Origin of the sequence: Roseovarius sp. SK2 (assembly GCF_028807495.1) — a bacterium.
Taxonomy (GTDB): domain Bacteria; phylum Pseudomonadota; class Alphaproteobacteria; order Rhodobacterales; family Rhodobacteraceae; genus Roseovarius; species Roseovarius confluentis.
In genome coordinates, this window is the sequence record NZ_JARAMK010000005.1 from 1 (window position 1) to 17,527 (window position 17,527).

Sequence of the window (17,527 nt, forward strand, 5' to 3'; positions counted from 1 at the left end):
CAAGATCGCCGAGGGCGACCCGGCGGCAGCGGGCGAGGCGTCGGACAAGCTGATCGACTATATCTCCGAGTTCACCCGCGCGACCCTTTGAGGCGCTGCGCGCCGAGCTGGCGGCGGTATTTCCCAACAAAGAGGTCGCGGCCCTTGGCAAGGCGTGTCAGCCTGTCGCCGGGGCCGCGCATGGTGCCGGCCAGCGCCAACGGGCCCGGCAGGGGCAGGTGGCTGGCGCCGAGGCGTGGGCCGACAGGCACGAGCATGGGGGCGTCGCGCCAGGGCCGGTAAGGAGTCAGCACATCGACACGTTTGCCCCCGGCCGCCGCGCGCAGGATCTTCGAAAGGTACGGGCCTTGCCGCAGGATGCCGACGATGGTCATCGCGTCGCCGGTTGCGGCCATGTCACCCCCCGTGAACAGCCCCGGCAGTGCGCCCGGCGCGGGCCGCAGGTATGGGTCGGTCATCACCCGGCCCGCGCTGTCGAGGCGCACCGAGGGCAGGGCGGAGAGAAGATCGGTGCAGGGCATCGCGCCGAGCGCGGGGAGCACGAGGTCTGCCGCGACGTCCTGCCCGTCCGAAAGACTCAGAGGGCCGTCCTGCGCATCCATGCCGGCAGCAATGCCGGGCGCGGAGCGATGCGTGATGACTTTGACTCCCAGCCTGTGCAGCCGGTTCATGAGTGCGCGACCCAGCCTGGCCGGCTGGTCGGGCATCGGAAGCGGGGCGGCGGCGATCAGGGTGACGTGCGCGTCGGGCCGGGCCGTCGCGATTTCGCCCGCGAGTTCGGTGCCGACCGGACCCGCACCGACAATGGCGATATGTCGGGCCTGTGCGATGCGCTCCGCGAGCGTTCTGTGCGCATCGAGGAAAACTTCGAGGTCTTCCGCTGAGGATTTGAAGGGCAGGTTGTAGGAGGAGCCAGTGGCGACAAGGGTGAAGTCGCTCGATATCTCCGTGCCATCCTCGAGGGTTGCGCCTTCGGAATGAAGGGCGGCGACGCGGCCCCGAACAACCCGCCCTTCGCGCAGCAGGCCGTCATAGGGGATCGTCGCGGCCGCCAGAAGGTCGGGTTCGACCAATGCGCGGATCATGGCGGGAGCGTGGAGGAAGGCCGGTTTCGGCTCGACCAGGGTGACGTCCATCACTCCGTCGAGCCGGCGGGCCACGTCGCAGCCGACGTAACCGCCGCCGACGACAAGGAGCTTTTGTCTAGAAGCCAAGGACTTTCTCCGGCAGCCAGAGCACCATCTGCGGGAAGGCCATCACCAACGCCAGCGTGAAGAGCTGAAGGATGATGAAGGGCACGACCCCCTTGAACATGTCGGGCATGGTGATCTCCGGCGGTGCGATGCCTCGCAGGTAGAAGATGGCCGGGGCCATCGGCGGCGACAGGTAGCTGGTTTGTATCACGATCAGGAAGAGGATGCAGAACCAGACCGGGTCGAAGCCGAGCTGCGTGACGATCGGAATGAAGACCGGAAGGAAAATCAAAAGGATCGAGATCCATTCCAGTGCGAAGCCGGCGATGAAGACGATGATCAGGAACACCGCCAGCGTGGCCCAGGGGCTGAGATCGGACGCGGCGATCAGTTCGGTCGTGACGCGTGTGCCGCCGGCACCGACGAAGACGCCCGAGAACATCGAGCCCGCCAGCAGGATCATCAGGATCATCGACGTGACCTTGACCGTGTTCAGCAGGGCAAGGCGCAGTGTTTTCCAGTTGAGCGTGCGGTAGACCGCCGCCAGGATCACGGCCCCGAAGGCGCCCATCGCCGCCGCCTCGGTCGGAGAGGCGAGGCCGAGCATGATCGAGCCCAGCACCGCGAAGATCATCAGCGCCGCCGGCAGGAAGGCCGTCAGCGTGATCCAGAGGCGCTCGCCCAGCGTCGGCAGATACTCGTCATCCGAAACCAGCGAGCCGTCCTGCGGACGCAGGTAGCAGCGGCCCATGATGTAGACGACGTAGAGCGTCGCCATGGTCAGGCCGGGGATGATCATGCCGATGAAGAGATCGCCGACCGAGACGTCCGCGATCGGCCCCATGATGATGACCACAACCGAGGGCGGGATGATGGTGCCCAGCGAGCCGCCGGCGCAGATCGTGCCCGAGATGAGCCCCTTGTTATAGCTGTGTTTCATCATGACCGGGATGGCCAGAAGTCCCACCACGGTTTCAGTCGCGCCAATCACGCCGGTTGAGGCGGCGAAGATCACGCACATGAAGATCGTGCCGACCCCCAGCCCGCCGGGCAGGCGGCGGGTCCAGATGTGGACCGCATCGAACAGGCGTTCGGCGATGCCGGATTTTTCCAGCATGGTGCCCATGAAGACGAAGAGCGGCACGGCGGCGAGCACGAAGTTTCCCGCGACCTCGTCGATCTTGTCGATGAACTGGTAAATGACGGTGTCGCCGAAGGTGATGTAGCCGAAAATGGTGGCCACGCCCATCAGCGAAAAGGCGATCGGAAACCCGGTCAGCAGGATCAGCAGCAGAACCGGAAACATCCAGAGTGCGAGATATTCCATGGCTCAGACCTCCTTCGCGTCGGGAGCAAACAGGACCTGGAGGCAGCCGAGCACCTCGGAGATGGCCTGTAGGACCATCGCCACAAAGGCCGTGAAGAACACCAGGTGATAGGGCCAGACGACAGGGTTCCAGGCGCTTTCGCCGGAGCGTTCACCCCATTCGTAGGCCTCGATCGTGTAGTGGTAGAGAGCGAAGCTCAGCCAGATGCCGATCGGCAGGAACAAAAGCAGGTATCCCGCGAGATCGAGAATGGCCTTGAGACGCGGCGAGAAGCGGCAGGCGAGGACGTCGATGCGCACATGCTGGCCGTCGCGCAGGGCGTAGGCAGAGCCCAGCAGGAAGGATGCGCCCATTGCCATGTAGCCGATCTCGTAGGCCCAGATGGTTGGCTGGTTGAAGACGTAGCGCGAGACGACCTCGTAGACCGAGGCGAGGATCAGGGGGACGAGGATGAGGGCCGAGAAATAGCCCAGGACACCACTGATCGCTCCGATGAAGCGGCGAATGGATGTAATCATGTCAGAGTTTCCTGTGGACGGCGAGGCAGCCCCGGCCCCTCAGCGGGTCGGGGCTGCACCTGTCCGGTCGGGCGTTCAGTTGGACGAGCCGTCTTGCGGCGGCAGGGCCATCTTGCGATAGCTGTCGGCCTCCGACCAGGTGGACTCGAATTCGCGTTGGGAGGCGAGCACGCGCTCGAACCATTCATTGCCCTCGGCCTGGCGGTCGGCCCATTCCATGCCGAGGCGCTTGGCGGCGTCCTTGACCTCGTCTTCCAGGACGATGATCTCGTTGCCGTTGTCGCGGTAGAATTCCAACGCCTTGGCGTCCTCGTTTCCAAGGCGCATCCAGCTTTCGAACGTCACCAGTTCCGCGGCCAACCGGACCATTTCCTGGTCCTGTTCCGAGAGCGCTTCCCAAGCGGCGTCGTTGATCACCAGCTCATAAGGCGCGACGGGCTGGTGCACGCCGGGAACCACCACGTACTTGGCGATCTGGTAGAAGCCGGGCGATACGTTTTCATAGAGCGACCCCCACTCGGTGGCGTCGATGGTGCCGCGTTCAAGCGAAGTATAGACCTCGCCACCGGCCATGGTGACGGGCGAGGCGCCCAGCTCGCTGGAAATCTCCAGCCACGCCCCGGCGGTGCGCATCTTGAGGCCTTGCAGGTCCTCGAGCGTCGAGACGGGTTTCTTGGAATGCAGGAAAACCTCGGCGGGACGCATGAAGAGCGGCATGGAGACGATGCCAAAGCGATCCTGGCGGAATTCGGTCCAGAGTTCCTGGCCGCCGCCCTGATAGAGCCAGTGCAGCATGCGCTCGCTGTCCATCGACCCGGCAAAACCGCCGAAGAGCACGGTGGTCTTGTCCTTGCCCCAGTCGTACCCCATCCATGTGTGGCCGACCTCGGCCACGCCCCGTTTCACGGTGGTGGACACATCGAGCGCCTTGCCCAGCGTGCCGGCGGGAAACACCTCGATCTCTACGCGGCCTTCGGTCATTTGAGACACGCGCTCGGCGAAGGCTTCGGCGCCCAGTTCCATCAGCGGACCGCCGGTGACAGTGGTGGCCATTTTCCATTCGTGTTCGGCGGCGAGCGCGGCGCTGCTCATCAGAGCGCCGGTCATGCTGGCGGCCAGCGCAACGGTCGCGATGCCTTTCTTTAACGGTGACATTTGATCTCCTCCCTAGCTGGTTTGTTGCAGGCTCTTCCCTTCCAAACCGTCATTCTCCTTAGGAATAGTTGACGGAGATGGACGCTTGTCTGCGCCGGGGAGCTGCATCGAAGACTCGTAAACGACTTTTGATCGACGGTCAATATTCATGTAATAGGCGACTAATATGTCAGTTTAGGGATCACGTTGAAAGCGTCGCAAACTTGGCGAGGATCAAGCTTTTGTCAGTGTTGGCTCAAAACGCCAAGCGAAGCGACGGTTTTCGCTACCAATGTGACGGGGCATTGCGATTCCAACGTGAGGCCTTGCTTCCGATCGGTAATCAAGCCGTGACTGGACTTGTCGCCGAGATCGTATGCTTTGTTTGTCAGCTGAAGAGAGGAGTTGGAAGCGCCTTCGAGACAATTGGAGAAAGAGTAGCTCAGTGCTTCTGAGTTACCTGTAACGGGTCGTTGTTTGCACAACGAAAATCGACGCGTTGACCGCCGTCAATGAAGCTGTGTCCGGCTGTGTTGAACTGGGTGTCCATAGGAGGATTGGACATGACAAAGACATCTAAAACACCCGGCGCGAACGAGGCGCTAGAACGTATGGCCGAAATGGAAATGACCTTCATCAGGCCACTGGGCGCATTTGGGGCGGCGATGGCCGACGCGTGGCTGGATCTTTGCGATGAATGGACAGGGTTCGTGACCGGCCGCCTGCGGCAGGATCTGCGCACGGCGAACGATATGCTTCAATGCCGGAACCCGGCGGATTTGCCCAAGATCCAGTCCGCCTTTTTCCAGAAGGCGCTGGACGAATACCAGGAAGAGGCGAACCGCATGAATACCGTGATTCAGAAAGCCAGCCGCGACATTGCCAGCGGGAACGCGCAAGACGCGGCATGAAACCCGAACAGTTGCCTCAGCTGCATCGCGGCGCGCATGACGTGACGCCCGTCGATGCGCTGGACCGTGCGATGAGTGTCTCTATCGGACGTTTGACCATGGGGGTGTCGCCCATTGCACTCTGGTTGGCGTGGTTCGATTGGGTGGCTCACCTGGCGGCCTCTCCCGGTCGGCAGGTCGAATTGTGGGGAAAGGGCTTACGCAAGGCGCTGCGCCTTCAGTCTTTTCTTATGAACTGCGCCCGGTCGGAGGAGACCGAAGGCTGTATCGACCCGCTGCCGCAGGACCGACGTTTTGTCGGTGAGGCGTGGAAGCAATGGCCGTTCAACCTGTGGTCCCAATCATTTCTGCTGAGCCAGCAATGGTGGCATGCCGCCACGACCGGACCGCTGGGCGTGACGCCTGAAAACGAACGGCAGGTGCAATTCTTCGGTCGGCAGATCCTCGATATGATGGCGCCGACGAATTTCGCGTGGACCAACCCCGAAGTGCTGGAGCGTACCTGGGCGGAGGGGGGCGCGAACCTGTTGCGCGGGGCGACATACCTGGCCGACGATCTGCTTCGGAGCGCAACCGATGCCCCGCCTGCGGGCACCGAAGCCTTTCGACCGGGCCACGAGGTCGCGATCACCGAGGGGGATGTGGTCTATCGCAATCACCTGATCGAATTGATCCGCTATCGCCCCAGTACCGGCGAGGTTCGGCCCGAACCCGTGCTGGTCGTGCCGGCCTGGATCATGAAATACTATATTCTGGACCTGTCGCCAAAAAACTCGTTGATCCGGTGGCTGGTGGCGCAGGGATTCTCGGTGTTCGTCATTTCCTGGCGCAACCCGACGGAGCGGGACCGAGACCTGGCGCTTGACGACTACCGGACGCAGGGCGTGATGGCGGCGATGGATGTGGTCGCGCGGTGGTCCGGGCAGAAGGTGCACGCGACCGGCTATTGCCTGGGCGGGACGCTGCTGGCCATCGCGGCGGCGGCGATGGCGCGGGACGGGGATGACCGGCTGGCGACGCTGTCCTTGTTTGCCGCGCAGACCGATTTCACCGAAGCCGGCGAGATCCAGTTGTACCTGTCGGAGGCGCAGGTGGCCTTTCTGGAGGAAATCATGGCGGAGCGTGGCGTTCTGGAGGCCCGCCAGATGGCGGGGGCGTTCCGGATGTTGCGGTCGAACGACCTGTTGTGGTCGCGAATGGTGACGCATTACTTGCTGGGTCAGCCCGACCCGGTGACCGACTTGATGGCGTGGAATGCCGATGCGACGCGACTTCCCGCGCGGATGCATTCGGAGTATCTTCGCAAGCTCTACCTGAACAACGATCTTTCGGAGGGGCGCCTTAAGGTGGAGGGGCATCCGGTCGTTCTGTCGGACATCCGGGTTCCGATCTGCCTGGTGGGCACAGAGAGGGATCACGTCGCGCCCTGGCGCTCGGTCTACAAGGCGACGCTGGCGGCAGACAGCGAGACGACGTTTGTCCTGACGAATGGCGGGCATAATGCCGGGATCATTTCCGAGCCGAACCACCCGAACCGGCATTACCGCTGTGCCACGCGTCCTTCGATGGCCCGGTGGCGCGACCCCGAGAGGTGGTTCGAGGAAACACCGGTCGAGGACGGATCGTGGTGGCCGGCCTGGGCAAGATGGCTGGCAGCCCGTTCAGGCGCGCCCGTCGCCGTGTCGGCGGCGTCACGGGACCTGCCGGTGCTGGCGCCTGCGCCCGGTCGTTATGTTCTGGAAAGGTAAAGTCGCGGACGATTGATTGCCGTCATTGTGAGAAACTGGCTCCGGGCGAGACTGCACCAAGGCGCACGTTCATTCGGGAGGATCGACAAATGCCTGTGCTCTTGAGACCGCTCTTTTCGATAGTTCTTGGCGGCGCGTTGTGCGCGGCGTCTCCGGTGATGCCGGAGGTTAGGTTGAGCGCCGACGAGATGGCTGTGACGCCATCGCTGGCGCCAATCGTCGAGAGCGTCGCGCCCGGGGTGGTTTCCATATCCGTGTCATCGCAGGAGAGTCTGGAGAGCCCTGTCTTTACCGATCCTTTCTTCCGGCAGTTCTTCGACTTTCTGCCGCACGACGTGCCGCTTGAACGCTTCGTCGAGGCCAGCGGCTCGGGTGTGATCGTGGACGCCGAGGCGGGACTGGTGCTGACAAATGCGCATGTGCTGGAATACGCCAAGAGTATCACGGTTCACCTGTCCGATGGGCGCGACCTGCGTGCCGAGATCCGCGGGATAGATGAAGAGACGGATATCGCCGCGCTGAGCATCGACGCAGAGAACTTGGAGGGCCTGGTGATAGGGCGGTCGAGCGGTCTGCGCGTGGGCGATTATGTCCTGGCGGTGGGGAACCCGTTTGGTCTGGAAGGGACCGTTACGCTGGGGATCGTGAGCGCATTGGGTCGCACGGGACTTGGAATAGAGGGATACGAGGATTTCATCCAGGTCGATGCAGCAATCAACCCGGGCAATTCGGGCGGTGCGCTGGTGAACCTGCGTGGCGAGCTGGTGGGGATCAACACTGCCATCGCGGGGCCGACCGGGGGGAATGTCGGAATCGGATTTGCCATTCCCATCGACATGGCGATGCAGGTTGCGCTGCAACTGGTGGAGAACGGCCGCGTCGAGCGAGGCCAGATCGGGATCATGATACAGGATCTGGACCCTGACCTGGCGGAGGCCTTCGGGGTTGCGGACACGGGCGGCGTTCTGATCGCCGATATCGTTCCCGGATCACCGGCAGAGGTTGCCGGGCTGAAACCCGGGGACATCGTCGTGGCTGTCGATAATGATCAAGTTGCCGATGCGGCGGAGTTGCGGCTGGCGGTGAGCTTCAAACAACCGGGCGCTACAGTGCGGCTTGGACTGATCCGCGAGGGTAGGCCGCAGAGCATGCGTGTTACGCTTGGGCGCGCGGGCGGTTCCCAAGTCGAAGCGAACAGGGGCGGGCCTTCCGTGCCGGCGACCGGGCGTCTTGATGGCGCGACCCTGAGGTCCGTGCCAGTGGACGAGGGGTCGGGCGGCAGGCGGAGTGGCGTGCTGGTCGAGGATCTCGATGCCGCCAGCCCACTGAGCGCGGCGGGGGTGCGGCCCGGGGATGTCATTGTTGAGGCCGGGGGCAAACCGGTTCACAGCCCGCAAGAGCTGGACAGGCGGGCGCGTCAATCGGACGGGCCGCTGATCTTGCGGATCTATCGCGCGGGGCGCGCGTATTTCACCACTATTGGTTAGGGTTATCCCGTCGAGCCGTGATTGGTGAGCATTGGACCGGCTGTGCGGGAGACGCTCGTACCGATGGCGAGGCCTTCGTCGCCGTTGCCGGGCGCAGGGGCGGATGCCGACGTTCGGGAGATCGCCGGAAAATCCTGTGGCGTGATCGTCTCTTTCTCGCAGAGCAGGTCAGCGCCGGACAAGAGGTCTGCGCGGGCTTTTTCAAGCGCGGCGGTCGCCTTTTGGAACGCCGCATCGAGGGCCGCGCGAACGTCGAGGTCCACCTCCCGAGCCGTGGCCTGGGAAAAGTCGCGCGGGCCGGTATCGGCGTCCGGTAACCATCGCAGGCGTTTCTCTTCGAGCGTCACGGGGCCGATCGTCTGTCCCATGCCGAACCGCATGACCATCGAGCGCGCGATGTCGGTGGCCTTGGCCAGGTCGTCTTCCGCGCCGCTGGAAACCTGCCCGAGCACCAGCGCCTCGGCCGCGCGCCCGGCCAGCAGCACTGCCATCCGGTCGCGCAGTTCCCTTTCGGTGATCAGGAACCTGTCTTCTGTCGGGCGCTGCATGGTGTAGCCCAAAGCGCCGATGCTGCGGGGAATGATCGAAACCTTGTGCACCGGGTCGGCCCCCGGCAGGGCCGCGGCGACCAGCGCGTGACCCATTTCGTGAATCGCGACGCGCCATCGCTCGTCGGGGGTGAGCAGCCGGGAATGGCGTTCCGCCCCGGCCACGACCCTTTCAACGGCCTCGGTCATGTCCTGAAGGGTCACGGCCTGCCCGCCGCGCCGGGTGGCGACAATGGCGGCCTCGTTGACGAGGTTTGCGAGATCGGCACCGGTGAAGCCGGGCGTGAGGGCCGCGACGTCATCGAGGCTCAGAGCTGGGTCGACTGTGATCTTGCGAATATGCACCGCGAGGATGTCGCGCCGTCCCCTGCGCTCGGGGCGGTCGACGATGATCTGCCGGTCGAAGCGCCCGGCCCGGGTGAGGGCCGGATCGAGAATTTCCGGTCGGTTGGTCGCCGCCAGCAGGACGATGCCCACGGTCGGATCGAAACCATCCAGTTCGGACAGTAGCTGGTTTAACGTCTGTTCCTTTTCGTCGGCGCCGCCGAAGCCCGAGATCGCGCCGCGCGCCCGGCCAAGCGCGTCGAGCTCGTCTATGAAGATGATGCAGGGAGCGGCCTTGCGGGCCTGTTCGAACAGGTCGCGCACCCGGGCGGCGCCGACGCCGACGAACATTTCCACGAACTCGGAGCCAGAGATCGAGAAGAAAGGCACGCCTGCCTCTCCGGCCACGGCGCGGGCCAGCAGGGTCTTGCCCGTACCAGGCGGCCCGGTCAGCAGGATGCCGCGGGGCACGCGGGCGCCGAGGCGCGCGAAGCGGTCGCGATCGGTCAGGAACGAAACGATCTCCTGTAGCTCGGTCCTGGCCTCGTCAACGCCCGCCACGTCGGCGAAGGTCACGCCGGTGTTGCGCTCGACCCAGACCTTGGCCTTGGACTTACCAACATTGACCAGCCCACCCATGCCCTGCCGTTCGGCAAAGCGGCGGAACACGAAGGCCCAGAAGAATACGAGGATCACGGCCGGAGCGATCCAGGACGCAAGCGTCGTCAGCCAATTGGAATCGGATGCGCCGGCGATCTCTACCCCGTATGAGGCGAGCATTGAGGCGAAATCCGGATCGACGCGTGTTGTCACGAAGAGCGTCTTGCCACCCATGCTCTCGGTGAATGCGCCTTCGATCCGGGTTTCGGTCACGGTCACTCGGGCGATGCGGCTCTCTTCGAGGTAGGAAATGAATTGCGAGTAATCCAGTACGATTGTCTGGCTGACGGCGATCCAGGCCTGGAACGCGAAGACCGCGAAGAAGGCGAACAGGATGTAGCCAAGGTTCAGGGCGCGTTCAGACTTCACGGCTTCGTTCCTCCTGTCTTGTTCGCTCGAGGCCGTCGCGCAGGTCTGTCACGCGACTGTATGGAGATGCTGGATACTGTGCGGACGGTCATTTTCGAAGCCTAAGGTGCTTGCCACACAGACGGCGTGTCGTGGACGAAGCGCCGGGCCGCTGAGAGACATTGCCTGGCTTGTCGGGGCCATTTCTCGGGGGTACGGATATGGCGGTCGAGCAGATGATCGATTGCGAGACGGGCGCGGGTGAGCAGACGGTTCAGGCTGTAGGCATTCATCAGCGCCGGGCTGGGACGGTCGAGCCCCGAGTCCGCGAGCCAGTGCAGCAGTGCGTTACGGATCCAGTGCGTTCCCAGCAGGGAGCAGCCGAGTCCAAGATAGTTGAGTTCCTCGTAGGGATCCGCAAGCCGAAGCCCTCGGTCGAATTCAAGTCGGTCGAAAACGATCGGCGGGTCGCCGAGGTTCACATGTTCTGGCCGAAGGTCGCCGTGCCCTTCGACGATCAACCCGAGCGCCCCGCGTTTCATGATCTCGGCTCTGCAATTCTCGAGTGCCGAGATTGCCATCTCTGGCAGCGCGGGGTCGTAGGCCTCTCCAATCACGCTCTTTTGGTCAGCGAGGTGGCAGGCGTTGATGGAAGCCTCCCGCTGCCATCGAGCCATGTATTCTGTTCCGAATTCCGAGGATGGGCTGCTACGCAGGTAGAAGGCGGCCATGACATCGCAGACGCGATGAATCTCTTTCCTGGATGGAGCCGGGCCGTGCAAAAGGCGATAGTCGAGCATCTGAGCCGCGGGAAGGCGGCGCATTTCCAACAGCCAGTCGACGATAGTGCCGCGTCCATCCAGGGCGAGCTTGCCGTCGACATGACGGGTGATTGGCCGCGTCCGGCGATACATGTCCCCGGCAAGTTCCTGGTTCAAGCGAAACTCCTCTTCGCACGAATGGTGGCGTGACGCGACAGACCGCAGATCGAGAGCGCCTATCCGGATCGATTTCTTCAGCTTCAGGACCGTGTCGCCGCCCATAAACACGAGCGATGCGTGGGTTTCGATGAACTCTGGAACCGTGCCGGTCGGCCAGTTGGCAGGATCCTGAAGGAAGGCGCTCAAGTCGTTGATCCGCGAACGCACAGAACTGCGACGTGGTGGGTGATGGGGCCGGGCAAAGGGCATGGCGTTCTGCATGAGAGCGTGATCAACCCCGAAAGACATGCGGGTCACCCGAGCGATGACCGGCCATTCGAGAATGTGAAACCAGGCAGGTGGTGGCATTGATGACGGTCAATGCTTTGCGATTGCGCATGGGAACCCTTGCGTCATGTTATTTTTCGCTCTCAACGGATCGCAAACCTTGGGCGCGCGGGTGGCCGCCGCCGGTGGCTATGCGGTTGCGGCGCACGAAGAACGCGACTTTCAGGGCGGCGAGCATAAGTCGAGGCCCCTTGTCAGTGTCCGGGGACGGGATGTGTTCGTGCTGCACTCGCTTCACGGCGATGGCGTCGCATCGGCGAACGACAAGCTGGTCCGCTTGTTGTTCTTCCTCGCAACCTGCCGGGAGCATGGGGCGGCGCGCATTACTGCAATCGTGCCGTACCTTGCCTATTCGCGGAAGGACCGGCAGACAAAGCCGCAGGACCCGGTAAGCAGCCGCTATGTCGCGCAGCTTCTGGAAGCGGTGGGTGTCGAACTGGTGATGACGTTTGAGGTTCACAACCTCGCGGCGTTCCAGAACGCTTTTCGTTGCCGGACGGTTCACCTGGCTACGCAGGATTTCTTTGCGGCGCATATCGCAGCGCAGAGTTTTGACGCGCGTTGGTGGTCGTGTCACCCGATGCCGGTGGCGTAAAGCGTGCCCAGCTTTTGCGTGAGGCGCTCGAAGCGCGCATCGACGGAGAGGTGTCGTTCGGATTCATGGAAAAGCGCCGCTCGGCCGGAATTGTGTCGGGATCGCTCTTTGCCGGAGAGGTCGAGGACCGCGTCGTACACATTGGCGATGACATGATTTGCGGCGGCGGAACCGTTTTGCGCGCGGCACGGGCCGTGCGGGATCACGGCGGCCGCAGTATTCATGTCCTTGCCCCTCACGGGCTACTGGAGGCGCAGACAGTTCAGGATTTCTGCGCCTCGGGCGTGATCGACAGCGTGACGGTGACTGACAGCGTGGCGCCGCTTGCCCATCTTCCTGCAGAGCCGCCGGACTGGTTCAGGATTCTGGGCTGCGCGCCCCTGATCGCCGATGCCATTGATGCCGTGAACCGGGGGCAAGAGATCTCTCTGTCGGTCGCCTGCGCGCCGGAGCTTGTTGATAACCATCAATGACCGGAAAACCGCAAGATGCGAAACAGGAAAGCGCACGAGAAACTTAGTCATTTGGAGGTTCAACGCATGGAGCGCAATTTGAAGACGCTTTTGTTCCTCGCGGGATTTGCGCTGCTGGTCGGATGCGAAAACCTGACGGAGCAACAACGGACCGTTGTCGGCGTGACCGCCGGGGCTGCGGCAGGTCTGATCACGGCGGACGCGCTTGGAGCCGATGACGACTGGCGGCTCATCTCGGCGCTGGCCGGAGCTGCGGCGGGCACTCTGGTGGCGCAGAACACGGAAACCGGTAACTGCGCCTACGCACGTGGAGATGGCACCTATTACAGGGCGCCCTGCCCATAGGGAGGTCGAAGAGCCAGAAGGTCAGAGGTCTATGCAGATTGACCCGATCATCAGTTATCGCAATCTCGATCCATCGCCGGCTGTGTCCGAGTTGGTGGGTCGCCGTATCACGGTGCTGGAGCGGATCAGCGACCGGGTCACCGGATGCGAGGTCACGCTGGATGCGCCGCAAAAGCGCAAGCCGCACGGGCGGGTGGTCAGGGTCCGTCTGAACCTGCACCTGCCCGGGCCCGATTTCGCGGTGTCGCGGCAAGTTGCGCAGGGCAGCGCGCGCGATGATCTTCTGCTGGCCGTGAACCGGGCTTTCTCGGCAGCCGAAAAGCACCTCAAGCGTCAGAAGAAGAAAATGGGTGGTGTCGAGGTCAAGCATCATGCGCCGGTCTTGCATGGCGAGATCACGTCTATAGAGCCGAAGCTGGGGTATGGCTATCTGCGCGGCGATGACGGGCGCGAGGTCTATTTCCAACGTGATGGTTTCACGTCGGATGTTTGGGATGACCTTGGGACAGGCGACCGCCTGCGGTTTCGTGAAGAGCAGGGTGACAAGGGTCCCTTCGCGGTCTCCCTCACAAGGTTGGAATGAGCGTACAATGACAGAGGATAAAGCCAAGGCGCATCGGGACTATTATTCCGAACAGATACGCCACGGCGGTATACTGTTATGGGTCAGGGTCAATGACGTGGAACGGGAAACTCTTGCCCGCAAGATCCTGGAGGCACATTCGGGACGTGACGTGCATGTTCACGACTGGAGCGCGTGATTCTGGGCCCTCGCGCGGAGTGCGGCTATCGGCATTGCAACGAGCGGGAGAAAACTGGTCCCCAATGCCAGCACCAAGCCCGCACCGCCTGGCGAGGGCAATTCAAGAACGTCCGAGAAGACTGGCACCCAAAGGGCCGTTGCCACGAGACCGAGACAGAGCGTGATCGCGCCCCAGACGAACGGGTTTCGCATGGCGCCACTGTCTACCGGTCCGCGCCTTGGGTCGCCCGCATTGATGACATTCCACAGCTGCGCCAAGGACAGGGTCAGAAATGCGACTGTGGTGGCCTGCGCCGGAGCGAGCGCCAACCAGAAAAGCGCAAGGCCGAACGCGCCTAGCGTCGCCACAGTGATGAGTGTCCCCAGCCATGCCACGCGGCGCCATTGGTACCGGCCCATGATCGATTCTTTGGCGTGGCGGGGGGGACGTTTCAGAATGTCGGGATCGCCGGGGCCGAGCCCGAGTGCGAAGGCTGGGAATACGTCCGTTACGAGGTTCAGGAAGAGGATCTGCAAAGGCGTCAGTGGGGCGGGCAAGCCTGCAGCCACGGCGATGCCGACGACGAGCACTTCGGACAGGTTGCACGACATCAGGTAGACGACGAATTTCCGGATGTTGTCGAAGATCGCACGGCCTTCGCGGACCGCGGTCACGATTGTGGCGAAAGAATCGTCGCGCAGGACCATCTCGGCGGCTTCACGGGCGACCTGGGTACCGCGATGGCCCATGGCGATGCCGATATCGGCCTTGCGCAGGGCCGGTGCATCGTTGACGCCATCCCCGGTCATAGCGACGATCTGGCCCGATTTCTGGAGGAACGTGGCGAGCGCCAGCTTGCCGGACGGTGAAACGCGGGCGAAGACGTTGGTCTGCAACAGACGTTGGGCAGTGGCCGGATCGACACGCGCAGGGTCGAGCGTGGCGAGGTCGAGGTCGTCCGGCATCGCGGCACGGCCCGGATCGATCCCGGCGTCGCGCGCAATGCGCAGGGCCGTGGCGGCGTGGTCGCCGGTGACCATGACGACGCGGATACCGGCCGTCTTGCAGGCCGCGATGGCGGCGGGTACCTCATGCCGCATCGGATCGGCAAACGCCACAATCGCGATCAGCATTAGATCGGCATAGGGGTGTTCGTTCGATGCGTCGCGGCTTTTCATGGCCAGGGCGAGGCAGCGCAGACCTTTGGCGGCGGCGGCGCAGCTCTTGTTCTGCCAGGCATGTCGCGCGGCGGCGTCCAGCGGAAGTGTCACAGAGTCTGACAGAACATGTGTGCATCTGGCGAGTACGGCTTCCGGGGCACCCTTGACCGAGAAAAGAAACCGCCCTTCGAATTCGTGAATCTGCGCCATCATGCGATGGTCAGGATCGAACGCGTGCTCCGCGACGACGCGATAACCTGCGAGGTCCAAATTGGCCCGGGCCGCAACGTCGAGAAGAGCTAGTTCCATCGGGTCTCCGGTGCCTTCGCTTTGCAGCGGGCCGCCGCGATCCGCGCTATTGCACAAGGCGCCAATCCGCAGGGCCCATAGAAGAGCTGGCGACTGGCCGGTGTCGAGCGGACCTTCGGCTGTGACTTCCTGCGTTTCGCCCGAGAGCAGGTAGCGGGTGACGCTCATGCGATTTTCGGTCAGTGTGCCGGTCTTGTCGGTCAGGATCACTGTTGTCGCGCCAAGGGTTTCCACGGACGACAGGCGCCGGATCAGGGCGTTGTGGGTCGCCATCCGCCACATACCGCGCGCAAGGCAGAGGGTCGCGACAACAGGCAAGCCCTCGGGTATCGCGGCGACCGCGAGCGCGATGCCGGTCTGGATGAGTTCTGTTGCCGGATATCCGCGTACGTAGCCGGCCCCGACGGTGACACCGCAGAGCGCGATCATCAGCGCGACAAGTTTCTGCCCGAGGCGGTTGAGCTGGCTTTCAAGCGGCGTAGATTCCGGTTCGGCCGCTTGAACCAAGGCGCTGATATGCCCTACCTCGGTCTGCATGCCGATGCCGGTGACCACGGCCTCGGCCAGGCCGCGGGTGACGGCACTGCCCTTGAAGAGCATACCGATGCGCTCGCCGAGAATGCTGTCGATTTCGACAGCCTCGGTGGATTTGGCGACTGCGATCGATTCACCCGTCAGGACGGATTCATCGCATTCCAGCCCAGTGGCTTTGATCACGCGCAGATCGGCAGTGATGACGTCGCCCGCCTCGATGATGACGATGTCGCCGGGGACGAGATCGCGGGCATCGGCCATGAAGACGTGGCCGTCGCGGCGGATGCGGGTGTGGGTGTCGGCGATATGTCTAAGCGCTTCCATCGATCGGGCGGCGCGCCGCTCGGTGAAGACGCCGATGAGGACGTTCAGAACCAGTACGATGAGGATCGCGGTAGCCTCGGCGGTGTCGCCGATCGAAAATGCGAAGGCGCTTGCGGCCACCAAAAGCCAGAAGATGAATCCGCGGACCTGGTGAAACAGGATGGAGAGCGTGCTGCGCGGTTTAATCTGGCGCAGGTGGTTAGGGCCGTAGCGAGCAAGCCGCTTTTGCGCCTCGTGGCAGCTTAGTCCCAGTTCGGCGTCGGTATCGAGCATTTGCAGGACTTCGGCGACCGAATGCGCATGCGGCACGTCGATGAACTCAGGCTTCAATTCCGGTCTCCTTCAGCAGCGGTCGGGAGCAGGTTAGGGGATTGGACTGGGCTGGTCTTGTTGACCGTCAATAGTGTGCCACGATGCCTGCCGCCCGTTGTCGGCGGTCAATGTGGCGGCATGGCGTGGACGTCATTCTTCTTCCATTGACACGGAATCAGTGTCGCATTCAGGAGAAAAGAAAATGAAGGACAAGGATCTCAGACAGGATGTCGTCGACGAACTGGAATTCGAGCCAAGCATTGACGCGGCCGACATCGGTGTTGCGGTGGAGGATGGAACGGTCACGCTGACCGGTCACGTGCCAAGCTATGCTCAAAAACGCATGGCGGAGAACATCGTGAAACGGGTCAAGGGCGTACGGGCCATCGCGCAAGAAATCGAGGTACGGCCAGTTGGGTCGCATATCACGGCCGACGACGAGATCGCGCATCGCGCGGCAAATTCGCTTCGCTGGAACAGTTCTGTCCCCAAGGATGCTGTGCAGGTGAAGGTCGAGAAAGGCCTCGTGACCCTGAGCGGCAAGGTGAAGTGGTATTTTGAAAAGCTTGCTGCGGAAAAGGCCGTTCGGGACCTGACCGGCGTCAAGAGCGTATCGAACCTGATACAGATTGCCCCGAGCGTCAGCCCGACCGACGTTCGTCAACGCATCGAGAACGCGTTGCGGCGAGATGCCGAGCTGGAGGCCAAGGGAATCAACGTGAAAGTCGATGACCGCAAGGTCACGCTGGACGGCAAGGTGCGCACTTGGTCGGAACGCGATGCGGCAGAAAGGGCGGCCTGGGCCGCACCGGGCGTGACCAGCGTTGTCGATCACATTTCAATCGGCGCCTGACAAGACCAGATGCCGGGCCGACGTTTCGGCCCGGTTCGCCAACCTTTTCTGAAAGGAGAACGAGATGCCGGAAGATATTCCGAAAACACAGAAAGCGACGGGCCTATCCTCCGAGGATCTGAGCGCTGATCTTCATGAATTTCGCGCCGCGGTACAGGATCTCGGGAAGTTGCTGAAGAAAGTCGGCAAGAAGCGGATGGGCGAGGTCGGTGAGGAGTTCGAACAGCAATCCGAGGAACTGATCCGCCAAGGACGGCAGGCGATACAGGTGCTGGAGCACCGTGTGGAGCAGCTGGAAAAAAGCGTCGAGCGCAGCGTGCGGGATCATCCGGGAGCGTGGGCCGGGGGTATCCTTGGCGTGATCGGTTTCGGTCTCATTCTCGGATTGCTGGCGCGTCGGCATAGTTGAGCG

At 62.9% G+C, this 17,527-nt stretch carries 17 protein-coding genes; 10 read left to right on the plus strand and 7 right to left on the minus strand.

All coding sequences use genetic code 11. The features are described from left to right. Positions 1-71: 71 nt before the first annotated feature. From PVV74_RS11020 to dctP, 4 genes are all read right to left on the minus strand, one after another. The gene (locus PVV74_RS11020) at positions 72-1,214 is read right to left on the minus strand and encodes an NAD(P)/FAD-dependent oxidoreductase (RefSeq protein WP_274593218.1); all 1,143 of its coding nucleotides are present in this window, start codon (positions 1,212-1,214) and stop codon (positions 72-74) included. After that, complete coding sequence (locus PVV74_RS11025) at positions 1,204-2,520, minus strand: TRAP transporter large permease (protein ID WP_211286164.1); 1,317 nt, start codon at positions 2,518-2,520, stop codon at positions 1,204-1,206. The genes PVV74_RS11020 and PVV74_RS11025 overlap by 11 nt, the downstream gene beginning before the upstream one ends. Positions 2,521-2,523: 3 nt before the next feature. Then, positions 2,524-3,039, minus strand: coding sequence for a TRAP transporter small permease subunit (locus tag PVV74_RS11030; protein ID WP_103764082.1), 516 nt, complete (start codon positions 3,037-3,039; stop codon positions 2,524-2,526). A gap of 75 nt (positions 3,040-3,114) precedes the next feature. Further along, on the minus strand, positions 3,115-4,194 hold the full coding sequence (gene dctP / locus PVV74_RS11035; protein ID WP_274593219.1) for a TRAP transporter substrate-binding protein DctP: 1,080 nt from the start codon (positions 4,192-4,194) through the stop codon (positions 3,115-3,117). 542 nt (positions 4,195-4,736) lie between these two features. Between dctP and PVV74_RS11040 the strand changes: the two genes are divergently transcribed. From PVV74_RS11040 to PVV74_RS11050, 3 genes are all read left to right on the plus strand, one after another. Further along, positions 4,737-5,084: a phasin family protein gene (locus PVV74_RS11040; protein ID WP_170067242.1), complete on the plus strand. Its 348-nt coding sequence runs from the start codon at positions 4,737-4,739 to the stop codon at positions 5,082-5,084. Beyond that, the gene (locus PVV74_RS11045; protein ID WP_274593220.1) at positions 5,081-6,832 is read left to right on the plus strand and encodes a PHA/PHB synthase family protein; all 1,752 of its coding nucleotides are present in this window, start codon (positions 5,081-5,083) and stop codon (positions 6,830-6,832) included. Before PVV74_RS11040 ends, PVV74_RS11045 begins: the two co-directional genes overlap by 4 nt. Positions 6,833-7,005: 173 nt before the next feature. Next, on the plus strand, positions 7,006-8,319 hold the full coding sequence (locus tag PVV74_RS11050; RefSeq protein WP_274593221.1) for a Do family serine endopeptidase: 1,314 nt from the start codon (positions 7,006-7,008) through the stop codon (positions 8,317-8,319). Positions 8,320-8,321: 2 nt separating this feature from the next. On the opposite strand, the gene ftsH is transcribed toward PVV74_RS11050, so the two are convergent. Together ftsH and PVV74_RS11060 are read right to left on the minus strand one after the other, a co-directional pair. Continuing rightward, entirely contained in the window at positions 8,322-10,220 is a 1,899-nt protein-coding gene (ftsH, locus tag PVV74_RS11055; protein ID WP_274593222.1) for an ATP-dependent zinc metalloprotease FtsH, read from the minus strand. Positions 10,221-10,321: 101 nt separating this feature from the next. Next, complete coding sequence (locus PVV74_RS11060) at positions 10,322-11,326, minus strand: hypothetical protein (RefSeq protein ID WP_274593223.1); 1,005 nt, start codon at positions 11,324-11,326, stop codon at positions 10,322-10,324. 241 nt (positions 11,327-11,567) lie between these two features. Between PVV74_RS11060 and PVV74_RS11065 the strand changes: the two genes are divergently transcribed. The 5 genes from PVV74_RS11065 (at position 11,568) to PVV74_RS11085 (ending at position 13,641) form a co-directional block, all read left to right on the plus strand. Next, positions 11,568-12,062, plus strand: coding sequence for a ribose-phosphate pyrophosphokinase-like domain-containing protein (locus PVV74_RS11065; RefSeq protein WP_274593224.1), 495 nt, complete (start codon positions 11,568-11,570; stop codon positions 12,060-12,062). Continuing rightward, positions 12,032-12,535 (plus strand): hypothetical protein, encoded by a 504-nt coding sequence (locus PVV74_RS11070; protein WP_274593225.1) that lies wholly within the window; start codon positions 12,032-12,034, stop codon positions 12,533-12,535. Before PVV74_RS11065 ends, PVV74_RS11070 begins: the two co-directional genes overlap by 31 nt. A gap of 66 nt (positions 12,536-12,601) precedes the next feature. Beyond that, positions 12,602-12,880, plus strand: a complete 279-nt coding sequence (locus PVV74_RS11075) for a glycine zipper 2TM domain-containing protein (RefSeq protein ID WP_274593226.1) — start codon at positions 12,602-12,604, stop codon at positions 12,878-12,880. A 31-nt stretch (positions 12,881-12,911) separates the two neighbouring features. Next, positions 12,912-13,463 (plus strand): HPF/RaiA family ribosome-associated protein, encoded by a 552-nt coding sequence (locus tag PVV74_RS11080; protein WP_274593227.1) that lies wholly within the window; start codon positions 12,912-12,914, stop codon positions 13,461-13,463. Positions 13,464-13,470: 7 nt separating this feature from the next. Continuing rightward, positions 13,471-13,641 carry a hypothetical protein gene (locus PVV74_RS11085; protein WP_274593228.1) on the plus strand — a complete coding sequence of 57 codons (171 nt, stop codon included), beginning with the start codon at positions 13,471-13,473 and terminating at the stop codon, positions 13,639-13,641. On the opposite strand, the gene PVV74_RS11090 is transcribed toward PVV74_RS11085, so the two are convergent. Beyond that, positions 13,623-16,280 (minus strand): cation-translocating P-type ATPase, encoded by a 2,658-nt coding sequence (locus PVV74_RS11090; RefSeq protein WP_274593229.1) that lies wholly within the window; start codon positions 16,278-16,280, stop codon positions 13,623-13,625. The genes PVV74_RS11085 and PVV74_RS11090 overlap by 19 nt on opposite strands. 184 nt (positions 16,281-16,464) lie before the next feature. Between PVV74_RS11090 and PVV74_RS11095 the strand changes: the two genes are divergently transcribed. Then, complete coding sequence (locus PVV74_RS11095) at positions 16,465-17,115, plus strand: BON domain-containing protein (protein ID WP_103764072.1); 651 nt, start codon at positions 16,465-16,467, stop codon at positions 17,113-17,115. A 64-nt stretch (positions 17,116-17,179) separates the two neighbouring features. After that, positions 17,180-17,524 (plus strand): hypothetical protein, encoded by a 345-nt coding sequence (locus tag PVV74_RS11100; protein WP_146050053.1) that lies wholly within the window; start codon positions 17,180-17,182, stop codon positions 17,522-17,524. Positions 17,525-17,527: the final 3 nt, after the last annotated feature.

Bases quoted from the DNA above. Each gene is read 5' to 3' on its own strand.
- dctP (WP_274593219.1), bottom strand. From the start codon at position 4,194: ATGTCACCGTTAAAGAAAGGCATCGCGACCGTTGCGCTGGCCGCCAGC.
- PVV74_RS11100 (WP_146050053.1), top strand. From the start codon at position 17,180: ATGCCGGAAGATATTCCGAAAACACAGAAAGCGACGGGCCTATCCTCC.
- PVV74_RS11080 (WP_274593227.1), top strand. From the start codon at position 12,912: ATGCAGATTGACCCGATCATCAGTTATCGCAATCTCGATCCATCGCCG.
- PVV74_RS11045 (WP_274593220.1), top strand. From the start codon at position 5,081: ATGAAACCCGAACAGTTGCCTCAGCTGCATCGCGGCGCGCATGACGTG.
- PVV74_RS11075 (WP_274593226.1), top strand. From the start codon at position 12,602: ATGGAGCGCAATTTGAAGACGCTTTTGTTCCTCGCGGGATTTGCGCTG.
- PVV74_RS11025 (WP_211286164.1), bottom strand. From the start codon at position 2,520: ATGGAATATCTCGCACTCTGGATGTTTCCGGTTCTGCTGCTGATCCTG.
- PVV74_RS11095 (WP_103764072.1), top strand. From the start codon at position 16,465: ATGAAGGACAAGGATCTCAGACAGGATGTCGTCGACGAACTGGAATTC.
- PVV74_RS11030 (WP_103764082.1), bottom strand. From the start codon at position 3,039: ATGATTACATCCATTCGCCGCTTCATCGGAGCGATCAGTGGTGTCCTG.
- PVV74_RS11085 (WP_274593228.1), top strand. From the start codon at position 13,471: ATGACAGAGGATAAAGCCAAGGCGCATCGGGACTATTATTCCGAACAG.
- PVV74_RS11040 (WP_170067242.1), top strand. From the start codon at position 4,737: ATGACAAAGACATCTAAAACACCCGGCGCGAACGAGGCGCTAGAACGT.